At 59.1% G+C, this 19,236-nt stretch carries 16 protein-coding genes; 5 read left to right on the top strand and 11 right to left on the bottom strand.

What is annotated here, in order from left to right:
* Positions 1 to 490 precede the first annotated feature (490 nt).
* Positions 491 to 1,459, bottom strand: coding sequence for a LysR family transcriptional regulator (locus CKW16_RS29665; RefSeq protein ID WP_095133002.1), 969 nt, complete (start codon positions 1,457 to 1,459; stop codon positions 491 to 493).
* 181 nt (positions 1,460 to 1,640) lie between these two features.
* On the opposite strand from CKW16_RS29665, the gene CKW16_RS29660 reads away from it, so the two are divergent.
* From CKW16_RS29660 to CKW16_RS29645, 4 genes are all read left to right on the top strand, one after another.
* Positions 1,641 to 3,152 carry an efflux transporter outer membrane subunit gene (locus CKW16_RS29660; RefSeq protein ID WP_095133001.1) on the top strand — a complete coding sequence of 504 codons (1,512 nt, stop codon included), beginning with the start codon at positions 1,641 to 1,643 and terminating at the stop codon, positions 3,150 to 3,152.
* A gap of 162 nt (positions 3,153 to 3,314) precedes the next feature.
* Positions 3,315 to 5,507, top strand: coding sequence for an FUSC family protein (locus CKW16_RS29655; protein ID WP_095132999.1), 2,193 nt, complete (start codon positions 3,315 to 3,317; stop codon positions 5,505 to 5,507).
* Positions 5,497 to 5,697 carry a DUF1656 domain-containing protein gene (locus CKW16_RS29650; protein WP_007896379.1) on the top strand — a complete coding sequence of 67 codons (201 nt, stop codon included), beginning with the start codon at positions 5,497 to 5,499 and terminating at the stop codon, positions 5,695 to 5,697. Before CKW16_RS29655 ends, CKW16_RS29650 begins: the two co-directional genes overlap by 11 nt.
* Positions 5,698 to 5,722: 25 nt before the next feature.
* On the top strand, positions 5,723 to 6,571 hold the full coding sequence (locus tag CKW16_RS29645) for an HlyD family secretion protein (protein WP_095132997.1): 849 nt from the start codon (positions 5,723 to 5,725) through the stop codon (positions 6,569 to 6,571).
* 149 nt (positions 6,572 to 6,720) lie between these two features.
* On the opposite strand, the gene CKW16_RS29640 is transcribed toward CKW16_RS29645, so the two are convergent.
* Positions 6,721 to 7,119 (bottom strand): DUF4440 domain-containing protein, encoded by a 399-nt coding sequence (locus CKW16_RS29640; RefSeq protein ID WP_095132995.1) that lies wholly within the window; start codon positions 7,117 to 7,119, stop codon positions 6,721 to 6,723.
* Positions 7,120 to 7,430: 311 nt separating this feature from the next.
* On the opposite strand from CKW16_RS29640, the gene CKW16_RS29635 reads away from it, so the two are divergent.
* Positions 7,431 to 8,171 carry a hypothetical protein gene (locus CKW16_RS29635; protein WP_095132993.1) on the top strand — a complete coding sequence of 247 codons (741 nt, stop codon included), beginning with the start codon at positions 7,431 to 7,433 and terminating at the stop codon, positions 8,169 to 8,171.
* Positions 8,172 to 8,240: 69 nt separating this feature from the next.
* On the opposite strand, the gene CKW16_RS29630 is transcribed toward CKW16_RS29635, so the two are convergent.
* The 9 genes from CKW16_RS29630 to algG form a co-directional block, all read right to left on the bottom strand.
* Positions 8,241 to 9,065, bottom strand: coding sequence for an SDR family oxidoreductase (locus tag CKW16_RS29630; protein WP_095132991.1), 825 nt, complete (start codon positions 9,063 to 9,065; stop codon positions 8,241 to 8,243).
* Positions 9,066 to 9,097: 32 nt separating this feature from the next.
* Positions 9,098 to 9,562: a multidrug transporter gene (locus tag CKW16_RS29625; protein ID WP_095132989.1), complete on the bottom strand. Its 465-nt coding sequence runs from the start codon at positions 9,560 to 9,562 to the stop codon at positions 9,098 to 9,100.
* Positions 9,563 to 9,846: 284 nt separating this feature from the next.
* Positions 9,847 to 11,298: a mannose-1-phosphate guanylyltransferase/mannose-6-phosphate isomerase gene (locus CKW16_RS29620; RefSeq protein WP_095132987.1), complete on the bottom strand. Its 1,452-nt coding sequence runs from the start codon at positions 11,296 to 11,298 to the stop codon at positions 9,847 to 9,849.
* A 106-nt stretch (positions 11,299 to 11,404) separates the two neighbouring features.
* Positions 11,405 to 12,058: an alginate O-acetyltransferase AlgF gene (locus CKW16_RS29615; RefSeq protein ID WP_095132985.1), complete on the bottom strand. Its 654-nt coding sequence runs from the start codon at positions 12,056 to 12,058 to the stop codon at positions 11,405 to 11,407.
* 14 nt (positions 12,059 to 12,072) lie between these two features.
* Positions 12,073 to 13,248, bottom strand: coding sequence for an alginate O-acetyltransferase (locus CKW16_RS29610; RefSeq protein WP_095132983.1), 1,176 nt, complete (start codon positions 13,246 to 13,248; stop codon positions 12,073 to 12,075).
* 11 nt (positions 13,249 to 13,259) lie between these two features.
* A complete protein-coding gene (locus CKW16_RS29605) occupies positions 13,260 to 14,825 on the bottom strand; it encodes an MBOAT family protein (RefSeq protein ID WP_095132981.1) in 1,566 nt (521 codons plus the stop codon).
* A 217-nt stretch (positions 14,826 to 15,042) separates the two neighbouring features.
* On the bottom strand, positions 15,043 to 16,164 hold the full coding sequence (locus CKW16_RS29600; protein ID WP_095132979.1) for a mannuronate-specific alginate lyase: 1,122 nt from the start codon (positions 16,162 to 16,164) through the stop codon (positions 15,043 to 15,045).
* A 7-nt stretch (positions 16,165 to 16,171) separates the two neighbouring features.
* On the bottom strand, positions 16,172 to 17,623 hold the full coding sequence (locus CKW16_RS29595) for an alginate O-acetyltransferase (protein ID WP_095132977.1): 1,452 nt from the start codon (positions 17,621 to 17,623) through the stop codon (positions 16,172 to 16,174).
* Between the two features lie 10 nt (positions 17,624 to 17,633).
* A complete protein-coding gene (gene algG, locus CKW16_RS29590) occupies positions 17,634 to 19,223 on the bottom strand; it encodes a mannuronan 5-epimerase AlgG (protein ID WP_095132975.1) in 1,590 nt (529 codons plus the stop codon).
* Positions 19,224 to 19,236 lie beyond the last annotated feature (13 nt).

The following is a 19,236-nucleotide window of genomic DNA, read 5'->3' as shown; positions in this document are numbered from 1 at the left end:
GCAGAACGACCCAGTCTTTGAAGTCGCTTTCGTATCGCTTGCCCATTTTGGACATTTGTTATTCACCTTCGCCCTCTTGAATGATTGAGTCAATCAACAAGGGCGACAGGTAGCCTGACACGGAGGGAAACGCCAAAAATAAGTAAGCAAAAAAAGGCTCGCCCCGAGCGTCCGGCCCCTCGCCTGGGCTCGGCGTTCCTTCGTTCCGGCATTCATCTGGGGGCATCGCCTCCGGTCGGCTTCGCTTCGACCTCCTCTCGATGTGTTCGACTGCGTCGAACGGCGCTGCGCGCCTACCCCCCAGATGAACGCCTCCACTCAGCCTCCCGATGGGGCGGGTGGATCAAGATCAAGGGCTGCAGGCGAGCTAACGCTCGGCCTGTTGAGTGGTGAGGAGCGAAAGGCGTACGCCGATCCATTGTGGGAGTGAGCTTGCTCCGGGCGGCGTTCCGACGATGGCGGAGTGTTATTCGCCATCAATGTTGAATGTTTAGTTCGCCACCCGAACCCCACCCATGCTCCCGCTCAATTCATACGCCACCAATTCCGCCTGATGCGCCGCCAAAATCTCGGGCAACGACCCGCGCAAATACTCGACCCACGTTTTAATCTTCGCATCCAGATACTGCCGCGACGGATAGATCGCATACAGATTCAATTCCTGCGAGCGGTAATTCGGCATCACCCGCACCAGCGTACCGTTGCGCAACCCTTCAATCGCTGCATACACCGGCAAAACCCCAACCCCCATGCCGCTGATGATCGCCGTCTTCATCGCATCAGCGGAGTTCACCAGAAACGGCGAGCTATTAATGGTCACCATTTCCTGGCCTTCCGGGCCGTCGAAGGTCCATTTCTCCAGCGGAATCACCGGGCTTACCAAACGCAAACACGCGTGGTTCAGCAAATCGCTGGGTTTCTGCGCGCAGCCGTTGGCTTTCACATAGGCGGGCGAGGCGCAAACGATGCTGTAGGTGATGCCCAAACGCTGGGAGACGAAGCCTGAGTCCGGCAGTTCGCTGGCGAGCACGATGGACACGTCGTAGCCCTCGTCGAGCAAGTCCGGCACGCGGTTGGCCATGGTCAGGTCGAAGGTGACGTCGGGGTGAGTCTTGCGGTAGCGGGCGATGGCGTCGATCACGAAGTGCTGACCGATGCCGGTCATGGTGTGCACCTTGAGCTGTCCGGCCGGGCGGGCGTGGGCGTCGCTGGCTTCGGCTTCGGCTTCTTCGACGTAGGCCAGGATCTGCTCGCAGCGCAATAGATAGCGCTTGCCGGCCTCGGTCAGGGCGATGCGTCGGGTGGTGCGGTTGAGCAGGCGGGTTTGCAGGTGGGCTTCCAGGTTGGAGACCGCGCGCGAAACGTTGGCCGTCGTGGTGTCGAGTTGCACGGCGGCGGCGGTGAAGCTGCCGGCCTCGGCCACGTAACTGAAGGCGCGCATGTTTTGCAAAGTGTCCATGGGGTGCTCTCGGAGGCGATGGCAAATTGTGACACGAAGTTACGGGGGCTGAGACCCCGACCAAGGGATTATCGCGTTAACGGTAACAAAGATTCACAGGATTCCCAGCTTATCGCCATCCAAACCCACCCCTAGAATTGCGCACCTCAGGAACAACTCCCCACCTCAGGAAATCGCAGCAGTGCCGCGTCGCATCAACAGAGCGCTTCAGACGCTCAGTGTTTTGGCTTTAACCCTGGCAATCAGCGGCTGCATCGGTACCGGAGGTATTGCCCCACAGGGCAAGGCACTCGAGGCCAATTCATTGGCCACCGACGAAGCCATTCAGAACGCTGCACAGGACGCTCACTGGCCCACCGCGCAATGGTGGCAGGCCTATGGCGACCCGCAACTGAACCGCTGGATCGACCTCGCCCTGCAAGGCAGCCCGACCATGGCCATGGCGACGGCGCGAGTGCGTCAGGCCAAATCCATGGCCGGGATCGCCGAGTCCGCCGAGTCTTTGCAGATCAATGGTGAATCCACTCTCAAACGCCACAACTGGCCCACCGATCAGTTCTACGGACCGGGCGAGTTGGCCAACAGGACGACGTGGGACAACAACGCGTCATTGGGCTTCAGCTACGCCCTCGACCTTTGGGGTCGCGAAAGCAACGCCACCGAGCGCGCCGTCGACATGGCGCACATGACTGCCGCGGAAGCACGTCTGGCCCAGCTCGAATTGCAGAACAACATCGTGCGCGCCTACATCGAACTGTCGTTGCATTACGCGCAACGGGACATCGTCGCCGCGACCTTGAAACAGCAGCAGCAAATTCTCGACCTTGCGCAGAAGCGCCTGAACGGTGGTATCGGCACCCATTTCGAAGTCAGTCAGGCTGAAACGCCGCTGCCGGAAACCCACCGCCAGATCGATGCGCTGGACGAAGAAATCGCCCTGAGCCGCAATCAACTCGCAGCCCTTGCGGGCAAAGGTCCGGGGGAGGGTGCGCAGTTGCAGCGGCCAACGATGTCGTTGGGCGCAGCACTGAAGTTGCCGTCGACCTTGCCCGCGCAACTGCTCGGCCAACGCCCGGACGTGGTTGCCAGTCGTTGGCAAGTGGCGGCCCAGGCGCGCGGTATTGATGTCGCTCACGCCGGTTTCTACCCCAACGTCGACCTGGTCGGCAGCCTCGGCTACATGGCCACTGGCGGCGGGGCGCTGGAGTTTTTGACCGGCAAGAAGCTCAACTACAGCGTCGGCCCGGCCATCTCGTTGCCTATCTTCGACGGCGGCCGTTTGCGTTCGGAGCTGGGCGAAGCCTCGGCCGGTTACGACATCGCCGTGGCCAAGTACAACCAGACGCTGGTCAACGCGCTCAAAAACATCTCCGACCAGTTGATCCGCCGCGAATCCATGGACAAGCAGCAAACCTTCGCCGCCGAGTCGGTGGCCACAGCCCAGAAGACTTATGACATCGCAATGATCGCCTACCAGCGCGGGCTCACCGACTACCTCAACGTGCTCAACGCCCAGACGCTGTTGTTCAAACAGCAACAAGTTCAGCAGCAGGTGCAGGCCGCACGCCTCAGTGCTCACGCTGAACTGGTAACCGCTTTGGGCGGTGGACTCGGTGCGGGCAACGACGTGCCGAAGGACAGCCAGACCGCTGTACCGAAAACCCCGGCCCTGCTTAAGAGCCTCTCAAATTGAACACAAAACCTGTGGGAGCGGGCTTGCTCGCGAAGGCGGTGTATCAGGCGACATTAATGTTGAATGCCAGTCCGCATTCGCGAGCAAGTCGGATCGCCGCACCGTCGCTCCCACAGGGACCGAGTTCACGCCGCACAACTTTCGACCAATGAGCAGGATTTCATGACTCCCTTGCCCGCACCTTTGCGCTGGCTGTATTCCCTTGAATGGCGCCGGGGTTTCTTCGACTGGGCGCGCAGCGATGGCGTGACCTGGGTCTACATTTTCAAGGTCTTGTTCGCGGCGTTTCTGACCCTGTGGCTGGCCATGCGCCTGGAGTTGCCGCAGCCGCGCACGGCGATGATCACCGTGTTCATCGTCATGCAACCGCAAAGCGGCCACGTGTTGGCCAAGAGTTTTTATCGCTTCCTTGGGACATTGGCCGGCTCGGCGGTGATGGTCGCGTTGATTGCCTTGTTTGCGCAGAACACCGAGCTGTTCCTCGGTTCGCTGGCGATCTGGGTGGGCATCTGTTCGGCGGGCGCGGCGCGCTATCGCAACTTCCGCGCTTATGGTTTCGTGCTCGCCGGTTACACCGCCGCGATGGTCGGTTTGCCCGCACTGGCGCACCCTGACGGCGCGTTTATGGCGGCGGTCTGGCGGGTGCTGGAAATCTCCCTGGGGATTATTTGCTCCACGCTGGTCAGCGCCGCGATCTTGCCGCAATCCGCCAGCGCCGCCATGCGCAACGCCTTGTATCAGCGCTTCGGCGTGTTCGCGCTATTCGTTACCGATGGCTTACGCGGTCGCAGTAAACGGGACGCTTTCGAGGCAAGCAACGTGCGCTTCATCGCCGAGGCTGTCGGATTGGAAGGGCTGCGCAGCGTCACGGTTTTCGAAGACCCGCACATGCGTCGACGCAACGGTCGGCTCAGTCGCTTGAACAGCGAATTCATGGGCATTACCACCCGTTTCAACGCCTTGCACCAGTTGCTTGAGCGCTTGCGCGGCAGCGGCACCGATCACGTGGTCGCGGCGATCAAACCGGGTTTGCAGGACCTCGCCGAACTGCTCGATGGCTTCAGCGGTCGAGCCCTGACCAACGCCGATGCGGGGCGTCTGGTCATCGCGCTGAGCGCCTATAAAGAAGGTCTGCCGGCGCGCGTTCGCAGCTTGCGGGCGGTTTTTCAGGAGAGCGACCCGAGCGATGCCGAGCAGCTGGATTTTCATACCGCGTACGAACTGCTCTATCGCTTCGTCGACGACCTGCACAGTTATGCACAGACCCACGCGTCGCTGGCCGATCACAGCCATGCGCGCGAGCAATGGGATGAGCCGTTCACCCCGCAAACCAACTGGATGGCGTCGGCCGCCTCGGGGATTCGCGCGGCGTTCATTCTGGTGGTTCTGGGCAGCTATTGGGTCGCCACCGCGTGGCCGAGCGGGGCGACGATGACCTTGATTGCCGCCGCGACCGTGGGCCTTTCTGCGGCGACACCGAATCCAAAACGCATGGCGTTTCAAATGGCTTGCGGGACGCTCCTCGGGGCGCTGATCGGCTTCGTCGAGATGTTTTTCATCTTCCCGTGGATCGACGGTTTTCCGTTGCTCTGCGTGATGCTCGCACCGGTGATCGTGCTCGGTTCGTTCCTCACTTCGCGGCCGCAATACGCCGGTGTCGGTCTCGGTTTGCTGATCTTTTTCAGCACCGGTTCGGTGCCGGACAACTTCACCGTTTACAACCCTTACGCCTTTATCAACGACTACATCGCCATGGTGCTCGGCATGCTGGTGTGCGCGGCGGCCGGGGCGATCATCCTGCCGCCCAACAGCCGCTGGTTGTGGCGTCGGCTGGAGCAGGATTTGCGCGGGCAAGTGGTGTACGCCATCAGCGGCAAACTGAGGGGTTTGGCGTCGAGTTTCGAAAGCAGTACGCGGGACCTGCTGCATCAGGCCTACGGTCTCGCGGCAGGGCAACCGCAGGTGCAACGGAACTTGCTGCGCTGGATGTTTGTGGTGCTGGAAGTCGGCCACGCGATCATTGAGTTGCGCAAGGAACAGGCGATCCTGCCGGTGCATCCGGCCTATGCCGAATCCCAGCCGTGGCGTCAGGCGATCCGGGTGATGGGGCGCTCGCTGGTGCGGCTGTTTCTGCAACCGAGCCAGAGCAATCTGGAGCGCGGCCTGATCGCTGTCGATCACGCGATCAGCCGCGTGCAAGCCACCGACGAACCTTTCGCGCCGCACTTCGACACCTCGGCCCTGCGTCGGGTGAAGAGCTATTTGCACTTCATCCGCACCTCGTTGCTGGACCCGCAATCACCGCTCGCGGCTTACGCCACCGCCAAGCCCCAAGGACTTGAACATGCCTCGTGAAATCGCTTTCCACGGCGTGTACATGCCGACCATGACCCTGATGTTTTTCATTGCGGCGGCGCTGGCCTGGGCACTTGATCGGTTCCTGTCCGGGTTCGATCTGTACCGTTTCTTCTGGCACCCGGCGCTGCTGCGCCTGAGTCTGTTTACCTGCCTGTTCGGCGCCCTGGCGCTGACCGTTTACCGTTGACTCTCTATCTCTGAAGAAGGCCCTGATGAAAAAGCTTTTCAGCCTGCTCGCCACCTTGCTGGTGTTGGCCCTTGCGATGTGGATCGGCCGGACCCTGTGGGTGCATTACATGGACACGCCGTGGACCCGCGACGGCCGGGTGCGCGCCGACATCATCAACGTCGCCGCCGACGTCACCGGGGAAGTGGTGGACGTGCCGGTGCGCGACAATCAACAGGTGAAGAAGGGCGATTTGCTGATGCGGATCGACCCTGAGCACTACCGCATCGCGGTCAAACAGGCACAGTCGCTGGTGGCCTCGCGCAAGTCGACGTGGGAGATGCGTAAGGTCAACGCCCACCGCCGCGCCGACATGGACAATCTGGTGATCTCCAGGGAAAACCGCGACGACGCCAGCAACATCGCCGACTCGGCGTTAGCCGATTACCAGCATGCTCAGGCGCAGCTCGAAGCCGCCGAACTGAACCTCAAACGCACCGAGGTCCGCGCAGCGGTGGACGGCTACGTGACCAACCTCAATGTGCATCGCGGCGATTACGCGCGCATCGGTGAGGCGAAAATGGCCGTGGTCGACATGAATTCGTTCTGGGTCTACGGCTTCTTTGAAGAAACCAAATTGCCCCATGTGCGGGTCGGCGATAAAGCCGACATGCAGCTGATGAGTGGGGAAGTGTTGAAGGGGCATGTGGAAAGCATTTCTCGCGGCATCTACGACCGTGATAACCCGGAGAGTCGTGAACTGATTGCCGATGTGAACCCGACCTTTAACTGGGTGCGCTTGGCGCAGCGAGTGCCGGTGCGGATACACATCGATGAAGTGCCGGAGGGGGTGCTGTTGGCGGCGGGGATTACTTGCACCGTTGTGGTGAACTAGCCATTGGACCGAGTCACGGCCTTCGCGAGCAAGCCCGCTCCCACATTGGCCCGAGTTCGAATGCAGATTTTGTGAACGACGCTAACCCCTGTGGGAGCGGGCTTGCTCGCGAATGAAGCGACTCGGTCTATCAGACATAAGGCAAAGGTTCATTCCTTGCAAAACGTCTCATGCAAATGACGCCAAACCACTTTGCCGTCCACCTGCCTCTCAAACACCACCGTCGACCGGCGATCAGAATGTAGGCCGGTCGCATCTGTCTGCTGCTCGCGATAACTCACCGTTGCACCACCGTCGTGCAGAGCGATGCCGCGCAACTCGCTGAGCTCAATTCTGAACCCGAGTTTCTTCCCGCCCGCCATCAAAAACAATTCGCTCAACGCGTCGAAGTCCAGCACCCGCCCCAATGGCGAGATCATGGAAAACTGCGGTGAAAAACGCGTCAGCAACTGTTCAAGCGCCGGCTCGTCCTGTTCCTCGGCCAACCACTGCTCAATGGCGACGTGGGCCTGGATCACTTCGTCAAAGTATTCGGTGTAGTCGGACATGCTTTTTTTCCTGAAGGGGCGTGAAAGGTTGGTGCCGCTGCCGTAAAGCACTGTTCAATAGATGGAGCGTTATTGTGCAACCCGAAAATGTTTGTTGCTACAACAATTGCATGGTTTTTAATGATTGAGGTCGATATTTTTAATAAGTTGTAATTGGGTGTTTGTTGTCGTCATTAGTTGTTTTTGGTGTGTTAGTGTTTTGTGTGTCATGTGCATGCATGAACTATTTTAGTTTGGGTTAATGTTTGGCGGGTATAAGGAGTCAGCTTGGCTGGCGTTAATATATTTTATCTTATGGAAGGTTCTTTTAAATGACAAAGCTGATTGATATTAGAATGGATAATTATATCAACCCTATAAAGAAGGGCGTTCCGGTGACGCTCGGTTTCACGCTTGAAACGGACGGTGCTCCGCCACCGGTGGGTTCGCGATTACAGTTCAGGGCTTATGGCGCAACCCTTCTACATGCTTCAATGCCGACAACGGGTGCGCGAATGATCCACTCCGAACACTCCGGCTTCAGCACCCTGGCGATTACTGATGATCAACGTCAGGGGTGGAATCCCACGCGCACGTTGACATTTAAAACTGAGCAAAATCTTGAACCTTCCAAAATTGCCGAATTGTTCGGGATTGTTTATTACCAGCCGAGCCATGAGGAAAATATGTATTGCTCGGTTCTCGTCAAGGGTAATGAAGAGCAGGCTATTTCCACGCGCCAGGTGTTTAAAACTAAATGGCAAGATCAAGCCACTCAAGGCTATATATACAGTTACGACGTTATTGTGAAATCCAACGGTCACTCGTTCGCCCGGTGGAAGTTTTCAAGTGCGGGATTACCCGTGGGCACGAAAATCTACGCTAACCCTTGGCTCGATGTTGCTCATGACGGTACAGAAGGGGTCATTGAGTTGGTTACACCACCGGGTGATCAATATTTACTGGAGCCGGGCAAAGAGCTGGCTGTTTCCATCCAACTGCTCTATCCGGCAGCGTCGGGTCAGTCTCCGGCGTTCGAATGCTTGCCCAACCTAATGGCCTTCCCGCGCTGATGGTGTCGGGTTGATCGCAATTCGACTGGGTTGTTTAAAGCCACTGCTCAGGCAGTGGCTTTGAAGCACTTATAGAGTCACGTGCAATCCGAACCGTTTCATCAACCCCGCCTCCAGCAGCCCTTTAGGCAGCAACCCCGCCAGTAACGGCAACGCCCGACTGCCATTGCCCAGACGAATCAGGCGCGGTGGTTTGCTCTGCTGCACGGCCTTGAGCAAACCGGCGGCAAATTCACTGGCCGGGGTCGGGTTGTCCTGGGAGGCCTTGGCCCGTGCGCGAATGCCTTCACGCAGTGGAAACCACGGCGATTGTTCGGTAATAAACTGCTCCGCCTCATGACCGGCATTCTTGGCAAAACTGGAAGCGATGGCGCCCGGCTGGACTTCCATGACCCGCACGCCAAACGGCGCCAGTTCCATGCGCAACGCATCGGTCAAGGCATGTACCGCCGCTTTCGAGGCGCAGTAGGCGCCAGCGAATGGCGTGACCAGAACCCCGGACACGCTGCCGATGTTCACCACCAGACCCTTGGCGCGACGCAGCACCGGGAACAGGGCGCGGGTGACGCCGACGATGGCAAACACGTTGGTTTCGAATTGCCGCTGCATGGCCGGCACACCGCCGTCGAGCAACGGCCCCATGGCGCCGTAACCGGCATTGTTGATCAGCACATCGAGGCCGCCATGTTGCTGGTTGATGCGCTCGCTCAAGTGTTCGAGTGCTGCACTGTCGTTGACGTCCAGTTGCACGGCAGTGAAACCGGCAGCGGCCAGGGCCACCACGTCTTCAGCCTTGCGGGCGCTGGCCCAGACTTCGTAACCAGCACTTTTGAACACCTCGGCGAGGGCGCGGCCTATGCCGCTGGAGCAACCGGTAATTAACGCAACGGGCATGGCGCGGTCCTTGTGCAAAAAGAGGAAGGGGATTAGTCGGAGAAACTACCCTGCAAACGCTCAGCGCGAAACTCCAGCGTTTGTGGGCGATAGCCAGGACGCAACGGCGGCAGGGGCAAACAGTCTTCCCAGTTCGCGCCGGCCTGCAGTTCGCCGGGGCCGCGATAGCGCGGTGCGGCGTATTGATTGTCGGCCAGGTTGACCGTATCGCCCGGCGCATACGCGGCGACTCGCCAGCGTAACTCGGTCAGCGGCACGTCGTTGCCGTTGTTCATTGTCAGATGCAACGGCCGGTCCACCGGGCAGTGTTCGGGCGCGTAGGTGATGCGCAACTCCAGGCGCGCCAGTTGCTTGACCTCGCGGTTGTCCATCCAGATCACCCACGTTGCGACCACACCCAATCCGATGGCGGCTGCCACAGAGACGGGCAATGCCTTGGTCGGGTAGCGCAGCAACAAAATCAGCCAGGTGATGACCAGCAGGACGCCGATGAACATGACGCAAACCTCGGGAGGGGAGAAGGTCATCCTACCTAAGCGTGGGTGCGGTTGGCGATGGGCTTGATTGTTGTTGGTGGAAGTGATGGCCTCATCGCGAGCAAGCTCGCTCCCACATTCGACGGAGTTGTCTTATGGGAATGCGATTAAATGTGGGAGCGAGCTTGCTCGCGATGAGGCCCGCGGAGGCAACAAAAACGCCAGACAAAAAAAGCCCCCACCCAACCCGCTGCGGATAGGGAAACGCAGCGGGTCGGACGGGGGCTTCTTGTGTTACAGATCAATCACTGCGCGATGGTTTTCACCGACACGCCGCGTTCGATCGGGTTGGAGCGACCGTAGATATCTTCAAACCGCTCGATATCGTCTTCGCCCAGGTAGCTGCCCGATTGCACTTCGATGATTTCCAGCGAGATCTTGCCCGGATTGCGCAAGCGGTGGACCGAGGCGATAGGGATGTAGGTCGACTGGTTTTCAGTGAGCAGGAACACGTTTTCGTCGCAGGTCACTTCAGCGGTGCCGCTGACCACGATCCAGTGTTCGGCGCGGTGGTGGTGCATCTGCAGCGACAGGCACGCGCCCGGTTTGACCGAGATGCGCTTGACCTGGAAGCGGCCACCCATGTCCACCGAGTCGTAGGAGCCCCACGGACGATAGACTTCGCAGTGGGTCTGGGTTTCGCTGCGGCCCTGCTCGTTGAGGGTGTTGACCATCTGTTTCACGCCCTGGACCGAGTCCTTGTGGGCGATCATCATGGCGTCCTTGGTTTCGACGACCACGATGTTTTCCAGGCCGATCACCGACACCAGTTTGCCGTTGCCGTGGATCATGCAGTTTTTGCTGTCCTGAATGACCACGTCGCCTTTGGTGACGTTGCCGTTGGCGTCTTTTTCATTCACTTCCCACAACGACGACCAGCAGCCGACATCGCTCCAGCCCGCGGTCAGCGGTACAACGCAGGCGCGCTGGGTTTTTTCCATCACCGAGTAGTCGATGGAATTGTCCGGGCAGCAAGCGAAGGTGGCGGAGTCGATGTCGACCGTGTCGGCATCCTGCTCGCTGCGTTCCAGGGTCAGCACGCAGGTGTCGTAGATGTCCGGATCGTGTTTTTTCAGCTCTTCGAGGAAACGGCTGGCACGGAACAGGAACATGCCGCTGTTCCAGAAGTAACCGCCGGACTCGACGAACTCGGTGGCGCGTTTCACGTCCGGTTTTTCGACGAAGTGCGAAACGCGGCTGACACCTTCGGGCAGCAGCGAATCATTGGCCGACTTGATGTAGCCGTAGCCGGTTTCCGGTTTGGTGGCCGGTACACCGAACAGCACCATTTCGCCGTTTTCTGCAGCGACCGTGGCCAGGGCCAGTGCACGTTGCAGGGCTTTCTGATCTTCCAGCACGTGGTCGGCAGGCAGCACCAACATCAATTCGTCGCGACCTTCGTTGACCAGCATCAGTGCGGTCAAGGCCACGGCCGGCGCGGTGTTGCGGCCGAACGGTTCCATCAGGATGCGCTGCACGTCCAGTTTACGGGCGCCCAGCTGCTCGTTGACGATGAAACGGTGTTCCTTGTTGCAGACCACGATGGGGGTGTCCATGCCTTCGAACACCAGGCGTTCCAGAGTTTGCTGGAACAATGTTTGTTCGCCGGTCAGGGCGAGAAATTGCTTAGGGAATTGCTTGCGCGAAAGCGGCCAAAGACGTGAGCCACTACCACCTGACAAGATCACCGGAATCATGTTGTTACTCCTTGAAAATCGTATGGGTCAGAGCTACTGCGTTCTGTCGTTTCACTCTTGTTCTTATTCCGTGTCCGGGTAGCCCGTGGGCTACCCGACAAAATGATTAGCGCGTCGAAACCGGGCGTTTCACCCAGACTGGCGACAGGCTGCTGCCGCTGCCGGTGACGTACAGCACCGCGGCTTCGCCTCGTTCCAGGGCAACCGGCTTCACGTCGCCGACCTTGGTGGCGCCGTCGTACAGTGCCAGGCTGACTTTCACCGGGTTGATTTCACGCTCGCCACGGCCTTTGGCCGCCACGGTCGGAACCACTTCGGTCTTGCCGTCAGCGGTTTTCAGGGTCAGGGCCTTGTCGCTGAGGTTCTGCACGCGAACCAGGGATTTCTGCTTGTTCTTGAACGGCGGCTCTTCGATCAGTTGCGGTGCGCCGCTGGCGTTGTTGACCAGGGTGTAATAGTGGTCACCGGCCAGTTTCACCGGCAGGGTCTGGCTGCCGACTTTGGCGCTGTAATCGCCGCCCGGCATGAAGCTGAAGTCACTGCTGGACAGCGGCGCGACTTCGCTCAGGTTGGTGGTGCCGACGGTGGCGCTGACCTCAGCGTTACCGGCGTTGTAGACACGTACGAAGCTCGAACCTTTCGGTGCAGTCGGGCCGTAGAGTGCGGCGTCGCCAGCGAAGGCGGACATCGACAACACGCTCATGCCAGCAACGAGAGCGAAGGTCTTGGCGAGACGGCGAGGAGTAGTAGTGAAAGTCATGGTGTACCTCTCTTTCAGTTTTGCGCCCGGTCGGGCGTCTCGGATTTAGTGTTTGCGGCTACGTTTTGTTGGCGAACGCCGGCTTCTTTGAGCTCTGCGACCCACTGCGGGTCGGCGTCACCGATTTCGTTATTCACAGGCAGATAACGTTCAGGAAACTCCCAGATCAGCACCTGTGGCGGGCTGTTCTTGAAAGCGTCACTTTTCAGATAAGTGAGCATCGGCAGAATCGGGCCGTGGCCGTCTTCGGCGTAATTGACCACGTCGCTGTTCAGCGCTTGTTTCAGCGCACCGACGAAGTTCCAGTTGGGGTTGGCGCTGTAGCTGGTGCCGATCAGGGCCACCGGCACTTCAGTGTTGGCGAACAGGGCGTCATCAGCGGCCGGCTGGTCCTGCGCCGCAACGGTGTTGCGTTTCTGCAACGGCTCAGTCTTGGGCATCAGGTTTTCGAACAGCGGGTCCAGCGGCAGGAACAACCGCAGGTCGCCCTTGTGAGTCACCTTCTCCGCAGGCTCAGTGACGAAATGCTGCGGCTCGCCGCTCAGCGGCGCTTTTTCGGCGATGGTTTTGGCCAGGGCCTCGGCAGCGATTTGCGCGCCTTCCGGGGTCCAGTGAGTGTCGGTTCGCAGGAACACTTGCTGACCGTCCAGCTTGGCTTTCAGCATCGGGCCGAAGAGGTCGGGAGCGAGGATCTTGTTGGCCGCCACACGAGTGTGGAAGTCCTCATAGAGGTTGGCGTGGATGCTCGAAGGCTTCACTTCACCCAGGTGTTCGGGGTACAGGCGAGTCTTGGCCGGCACGATTGCCATGACCAGTTTCACGCCTTTGGCTTTCAGTTCCTGGCGCACGCCTTCAACCAGCGCGTAGTTGCCTTGCAGGTTCAGCTCTTCGTTGACGATCGGGTTGAATTCCTCATCGCTGTACAACCACTGATCGCGGCCGAGCACGACGCCCGGACGACCTTCGTTGAACAGTTTGAAGTCCAGCGCAGCCCAAAGGTTGGTGCCCAGGCGCTTGATCGGAAACTCTTCGTCGTAATGCGTTTCCACGGCTTTGGTCCAGCGGCCGTTGAGCACCGTCGTTTCGGCAGAGGTACTGAAGCCGAGGAAACTGCGCGTGGACCACACGCCAAGGACCAACAGCGTCACCATGAACAGGGTGATGTAGAGGATGCGTAATGAGCGGGTCATAGTCAGATCCCTCAGAACTGGAAGTAAAGGAACGGCGAGAAGCTTTGCGCCGAGAGTTTGAAAATCGAGGCGATGAACAGCACCAGTACCAGCGTGCGCATCACGTAACGAGACCAGTCCGCAGTCCAGTAGGCCGGTTGCACAGTCGCTTCAACGCCGACGGTGTAGCCAGGCTGGTGGATGCTGCCCGGGTTGTCACCCGGTACGGCTTTGATCATTCCAGGCGTAGCGGCAGCCGGGCCATCGGCCTCGACGTTCACAACAGGCTTGGTCTTCTCAGGCGGCAGGTTGCTGTAGAAGTCACGAATGCCGAAGAACGCCAGGGTCATGTAAGCCACCACGAGGGTCGCCACTTGCAGGCCGGTGAGGCTGGCCGCGTTGAGTTCCGACAGTGACCATTCGCCGAAGCTGAACATCGCACCGTACATACGACCGGCGACGTGCAGGTTTTCCGAGCGGAAGATCACCCAGCCCATGACCACGAGCAGGAAGGTCAGCGCCCAGCGGATCGGGTTGATGCTGCGCGGCGAGGTATTCAGGCCGAGGGCTTTTTCGATCGCCAGCCACATGCCGTGCCAGGCGCCCCAGATGATGTACGTGATGTTCGCGCCGTGCCACAGACCACCGAGCAGCATGGTCAGGAACAGGTTGCGATAGGTCATCAGCGTGCCTTTACGGTTACCGCCCAGCGTGATGTACAGGTAGTCACGCAACCAGGTGGACAGGCTGATGTGCCAGCGACGCCAGAACTCGGTGATCGACTGGCTGATGTACGGCTGTTTGAAGTTTTCCATGAAGCGGAAACCCATCATCAAGCCCAGACCGATCGCCATGTCGCTGTAACCGGAGAAGTCGAAATACAGCTGCGCGGTGTAGGCCAGCGCGCCGAGCCAGGCATCGCCCGTGGTCGGGTTCTGCAAGGCGAAGCAATGGTCGGCCACGACCGCCAGGGTGTCGGCGATGAAGACCTTCTTGATGAAGCCCTGCATGAATCGCGTCGCACCTTCGGAGAACTTGTCGAGGGTGTGGGTGCGGTTGTTGAACTGGTCGGCGAGATCGCGGAAGCGCAACACCGGACCGGCGATCAAGTGCGGGAAGATCGCCACGAAAGCGGCAAAGTCGATCAGGTTGCGCGTCGCTGGCGTGTCACCACGGTAGACGTCGATGATGTAGCTGATGGACTCGAAGATGTAGAACGAGATCCCGATCGGCAACAGCACGTGGGTCAGGATGAACGGCGACAGACCGACGGAGGTCATCATCGCGTTGATGCTGTCGACGCCGAAGTTGGCGTACTTGAAGTAGCCGAGAATGCACAGGTCGACGGCCACGCCCAGGAGCAACCAGCGTTGTGCCGGTTTGGTCCGAACGCCTGCGGCACCGACTTTGAGGCCGATCCAGTAGTTCCACAGGGTGACGGCTGCGAACAGCGCAAGGAAGTCCACACGCCACCAGGCGTAGAACACGTAACTGGCAATCAGCAGCAGCAGGTTGCGATAGCGTATTCCGCTTAAGTAGTACATGCCGAGAAAGATCGGCAGGAACAAAAACAGGAACACGTTGGATGAAAATACCATCCCGGTCTCTCCATGTTTAACCAACAGTCAAGGGCCGCAGCCCCCCCAAACCCCCCACCGAAAACCTGGGGGACACATCACTCAAAAACACATGCCTTGCACTTACCCTGTAGGAGCCGAGCTTGCTCGCGATTGCGGTCTGACATTCAACATCGATGTCGACTGACACTCAGTCATCGCGAGCAAGCTCGGCTCCTACAGGTTATTTGCGTTGGTCCTAAGACCCTTTGCCTTTTGCATTCGCCGGGTCGTAGACCTTGGTCAGGTCACCCCCGAGGCGAAAAGTCTTGAACGGCTGCATCTCGTGCTTTTTCTCAAGCACATCCGGCGAGCAGGTGTAGAGCGAGCAGAACGGTTCGAGCCAGGCGAATTTCGAGTCGTCTTTCAGATCGGTCATGTCCTGTTCCTTACCGTTCTTGTTCTCGAATTCTTCCGGGTCTTCGACACCCGCGAGCACTCGATCACCCAGGCGTTTCAAAGCGCCGTTGTTTTCCTGACGCAAGTCCACACCGTTGACCTGAGCGAAACTGGCGATCATCGCCAGCGGCGGCAGGGCGTAGTTGTGGTAGGCGAGGGCGCGTTGCTCGCGCTTGAGTTCGTTGGGCAGGAAACCCTGGGCATCAATTTGATTGGCGCCGACCTTGAATTCCTTCACCGACCAGTCGAACAGGTCGCGGCGGTTGGTGGCGATGGACGTTGCCATCACCGACCAGGCGGACCAGTACGAGTGGTTGTTGGTTTTATCCAGCGGCAGGTTGTCCCAATCGCTGACCACCTGATCAGCCATTTTGCTGAACCAGGCTTCAATCAACTGCGACTCTTGCTGATGGTTCGCCAACGGATTCGACTCGGAGAACTTCAGGCGAATGTAGGACGACGCCATGCTGCCCAGCGCCCATTTGCGCATGGACTTGCCGGTGTGGTTGAAGTCCTTGGACATCAACGCATCGGCCTTGGCCCAGGCGGTCAACCAATTCAGGGTGCATTCCAGCTGTTCCGGACGACCGTCACGCATGTACTGCATTACGCGCTTGCTGGTGCCGCGCTCAATCTTAGTGATGTCGGCCGTGGTGTCGCGGAAGGCTTTTTCCGATGCCTCGTTCAGGGTCGAACGGGCCTTGTCGGAACCTTCGTATTTGCTGCGAAATTGCAGCGAGCCGGTGTACGGCGTCGGCATCGCATCACAACCTTCACTCTTGCCGCCGGTTTTGACTTTTTCAATCGGCGCGAAGTACCCCTGTGGCGGGCGCAGTGGCGCGGCGGCCTGTGTCGCACCGGCAAACATGGCCAGGCTCAACAGGGACGGTGCGATCAATCTTTTCAAAGTTCGGGTTTGCATAGTTGCCTCATTGCCCGGTCTGAGCGGTACGCTGCCCAGCGCCAGGGAACACGTTGCGTTTGCAGATTTTCGCTTCGACTTTCTGAGGCGCGGTACCTGCTTTTTCAGGTCCCTGGACTTCGACGGCCAGCAGATTCTGCGAGGCCCAGTCTTCGTCCGTGCGCAACTCGAAGGCGAAACGCCCGTCGGTGTCGGAGGTTTCCGGTTTTTCGATCTTGATGTCCTCGTGGCGACCGTTCATGTACCAGAGGGTGGCTTGCAGAGTTTTCACCGACGGATCGGCGAAGCGGATATCAACCTGGTGACTGCTGTTTTGCAGGTTCAGGTTCTTGCTGTTGACCATCAATTCGTTTTTGCCCGGTTTCAGCGTGGCGCTGGCGCTCATCTGTGCATCCTTTCCTTCGCAACCGTTGTCCAGCAGCGCCATCATCTGGCGGTAGATGGTTTCCTGGTCGAGGCGATAGAGCGGCGAGAATTCCCAGATCAGAATCTTCGGCGGCTTGGTCTGGAACTCTTCGCTGCCCAGGTACTGCAGCATCGAACCTTCCAGGCCACCGCCGGGGAACGCCACGTTGAGGATGTCGGCGCCGATGGCCTCTTCGAGGAAACCGGCGAAGTTGTAGTTCTTGCCGCTGTGGCTGGTGCCGACCAGGGTGATCTCCGGATTTCCGGAATCACTGAACAGATCGCCATCAGCTGCTTCGCCTTTCGGCTCGGTGGTGAACTGATCCATGTACTGGATCGCGTAGCTGGTGCCACAGAGTTGACCAGCCATGTTGTGTAACGTTCCGGTCTTGCCCATGCGACCCGACTTATGGCTCTCGAATTCGCGCTTCGGAATGTCAGCGAACTCAGGCAATTGCTTGATTTTCTCGCCAACGATTTTCGCCGTGCGTTGGGCGCCATACGGCGTCCAGTGTTGGTCGCCCTGGAAGTAGAAGTCGTGGGCCGGCAGGGTTTCTGGCAGTGATTCGTTGGTCAGTGGCGACAGGTCAGGCACCACGTAACCCATCTGCTCGAAACGCCCGAGCATGGTCTTGTAGTTCCTCAAGGCCTTGTCGAAATCGAACTTGGCCTTGTCTTCCGGGTTGAGCTTGTTGCGGTTCACCAGACCACGGGTCGGCTGGTAAACGATGACCAGTTCAATGCCTTTGCTCTTGAACGCATCGTGCAGTTCTTTCATGCGTTTGTAGCCAGCGGGGGTGGTGTTGAACTCGGTGCGCAAGTCTTCTTGCGTACGGAACAACCAATCGCCCTGGGCTTGCACCAGCGTGGTGAAGTTCTGCTGGTAACGCGTGGTGTAGTTCTTCGCGTCGTGGGCTGCCGGGCACAGGCTGCAGCACGGTTCGGCGCTGAAGGCAGGTGCCTTGGCTTCATCGGCACGAGCGCCGGCGCTGGCCGCGAGAATGCCGGCGGTCAGGGCCGACAGGCTGAGTAATTTGATCAAGTGTGGGTGCATAAAATTATCCTCAGTCCCGCATTTCGGTCTGGCGTTCGACAGGGTCGATCAGCACGGCTTTCTGCTGGCGCACCAGCAGGTCGAGAATTTCATCCTGGCGCTCGCCGAGAATCCCCGAGAAGCTGATGCCGCTGGATTTGGTCGGCGCGAGCATGGACACGCGATACAACTCGACGCTCAGCGGCGAGTCGATGGACAGCGGGCCGCTGCCGTTGCCGGCCAGTTCGCCGCCGACCACGATCAGGGACACCTGGGCATCGAACGGATCGAGCTTGATGTCACGGTCGGTGTCGGTCAGGTCCTTGATGTGTCCGTAGACACCGGTCAGGCCGTTGGCCATGGACAGGTTTTCGTAGAGGCGGATGTTCACGCTGTTACGAATCCGGATGCCGTGGCGTTTGTTGCTGATCACCTTGTTGCCCCACAGCAGGTTGTCGCCACTCTCGTAGAGGGTGATGCCGTCGGTGTGGTTCTTGTAGATCTCGTTGTAGGCGATCAGGTTGTTGACGCTGTTACGGTCGATCACCAGGCCCGACAACTTGTTGTCGTAGCTGCGGTTGTTGAAGATGAAGCTGTCGTTGACCTCACGGGAAATAATGATCCCGTGCTTCTTCTTGGTCCCAAACACCGTGTTGTCGGCAATGATCAGACCGTGGGAACGGTCATGCGGGTCAATGCCGTAGACGATGTTGTCTTTGTAGGTGTTGCCCTTGACCACAAAGTCGCGGGTTTCGTAGCAGTAGAAGCCGTACCACATGTCCGAGAACTCGGAGCCGACGATCCAGCCGCTCGGGTCAGGGCGCTTGAGCACCTTGGCCATGTTCGGCGTGTACTGGGAAATACTCACGCCGTAGGACTTACTGTTGGCGTAGCCGAAACTGGCGATCTTGCTGTTGGCGATGTAGGTCTGGGTGCCGCCCCAGGACAGCATGAACGGACGGAATTCCTTCGGCGACTTGAAGACCGCCGGGCCGTTTGCCTTCTCGCTCCAGCCAGTGATTTTGGTATCACGCACAAACAACTGGCCGTCGTTGACCAGGAACGAACCGGCCTCTTGGGACAGGCGCAGTTCCTGGGTCTGCTTGTCGATTTCCAGGATGCCTTTCTCGCCCACCACGATCGGCAGCTTCGCCAGGAATACACCTGGCGAGGTTTCGCTGAAGTACTGCTTGGGTACTTTCTGGGCCAGATCCTTGAGGTTCATGTAGCCGTCGTCGATGAAAATCGCTTGAGGGATACCGTGCTGACGCACGACCCATTCGGCCATCTTGTTATCGCCGCCGATGAAGTCCTTCAGGGCGTTTTCCTGCATCATCCGGCGCACACTGATCTTGCCGGGCTTGGTGCGCACGATTTTCGCGGCGATGGCTTCGGCGGTGTAGCCGGAGGTGTCCGGCAGTTTCGGCTTGGCCAGCTCCAGCGGCGCGGTCGGGGCGCTGCTGACGGTGTAGGTCTTGGCCTGCTGCAACCCTTTTGCAATGGTCGCCGGTTGCCCTTTTTGAACGGGCGAGGCCGGCTCCACTGTGGCGAAGGCTGCCGTGCTGGCCAGCAACATCGCGCCGGCCAGCAAGGTTATCGAGCCTCTCTTCGGACTGTTCATGTCAGGAACTCCC

It is taken from the genome of Pseudomonas sp. Irchel s3h14 (assembly GCF_900187425.1).
GTDB lineage: Bacteria > Pseudomonadota > Gammaproteobacteria > Pseudomonadales > Pseudomonadaceae > Aquipseudomonas.
The sequence above is the reverse complement of the archived record's forward strand: the minus strand, read 5'-3'. Positions and strand labels throughout refer to the sequence as shown.

Bases quoted from the DNA above. Each gene is read 5' to 3' on its own strand.
- CKW16_RS29665 (WP_095133002.1), bottom strand. From the start codon at position 1,459: ATGGACACTTTGCAAAACATGCGCGCCTTCAGTTACGTGGCCGAGGCC.
- CKW16_RS29655 (WP_095132999.1), top strand. From the start codon at position 3,315: ATGACTCCCTTGCCCGCACCTTTGCGCTGGCTGTATTCCCTTGAATGG.
- CKW16_RS29650 (WP_007896379.1), top strand. From the start codon at position 5,497: ATGCCTCGTGAAATCGCTTTCCACGGCGTGTACATGCCGACCATGACC.
- CKW16_RS29645 (WP_095132997.1), top strand. From the start codon at position 5,723: ATGAAAAAGCTTTTCAGCCTGCTCGCCACCTTGCTGGTGTTGGCCCTT.
- CKW16_RS29640 (WP_095132995.1), bottom strand. From the start codon at position 7,119: ATGTCCGACTACACCGAATACTTTGACGAAGTGATCCAGGCCCACGTC.
- CKW16_RS29635 (WP_095132993.1), top strand. From the start codon at position 7,431: ATGACAAAGCTGATTGATATTAGAATGGATAATTATATCAACCCTATA.
- CKW16_RS29630 (WP_095132991.1), bottom strand. From the start codon at position 9,065: ATGCCCGTTGCGTTAATTACCGGTTGCTCCAGCGGCATAGGCCGCGCC.
- CKW16_RS29625 (WP_095132989.1), bottom strand. From the start codon at position 9,562: ATGTTCATCGGCGTCCTGCTGGTCATCACCTGGCTGATTTTGTTGCTG.
- CKW16_RS29620 (WP_095132987.1), bottom strand. From the start codon at position 11,298: ATGATTCCGGTGATCTTGTCAGGTGGTAGTGGCTCACGTCTTTGGCCG.
- CKW16_RS29615 (WP_095132985.1), bottom strand. From the start codon at position 12,058: ATGACTTTCACTACTACTCCTCGCCGTCTCGCCAAGACCTTCGCTCTC.
- CKW16_RS29610 (WP_095132983.1), bottom strand. From the start codon at position 13,248: ATGACCCGCTCATTACGCATCCTCTACATCACCCTGTTCATGGTGACG.
- CKW16_RS29605 (WP_095132981.1), bottom strand. From the start codon at position 14,825: ATGGTATTTTCATCCAACGTGTTCCTGTTTTTGTTCCTGCCGATCTTT.
- CKW16_RS29600 (WP_095132979.1), bottom strand. From the start codon at position 16,164: ATGCAAACCCGAACTTTGAAAAGATTGATCGCACCGTCCCTGTTGAGC.
- CKW16_RS29595 (WP_095132977.1), bottom strand. From the start codon at position 17,623: ATGCACCCACACTTGATCAAATTACTCAGCCTGTCGGCCCTGACCGCC.
- algG (WP_095132975.1), bottom strand. From the start codon at position 19,223: ATGAACAGTCCGAAGAGAGGCTCGATAACCTTGCTGGCCGGCGCGATG.